This window comes from Desulfocurvus sp. DL1XJH-121 (assembly GCF_054819825.1).
Window position 1 is genome coordinate 1 of sequence record NZ_JBTVWW010000191.1, and the last position, 240, is coordinate 240.

1 protein-coding gene is annotated in these 240 nt (G+C 63.8%); it reads right to left on the reverse strand.

Annotation, left to right across the window (positions count from 1 at the left end):
* Positions 1 to 240 (reverse strand): molybdopterin dinucleotide binding domain-containing protein (locus ACYYG1_RS17835; protein ID WP_461211669.1); only part of this gene is annotated, 240 nt, incomplete at both ends.

The following is a 240-nucleotide window of genomic DNA, read 5'->3' on the forward strand; positions in this document are numbered from 1 at the left end:
TGGGTGCGCGGCCCATGTCCGTCAGGCGCTGGCTGGTCACTTCATTGGCGTTCTTGCCATCGCTGGCGAGTTTCTTCCACCACACGGACAAGCCCACCACCAGGCCCCGTCGCGCCTTGTCCGTGACCCTGGCCTTGGCAACAAAGCTGCCACGGTCATTGAAGATGCGCACCATGTCGCCGGCGGCGATACCGCGTGCGGCAGCATCATCGGGATGAATATCGAGGTGCGGCTCGCCTT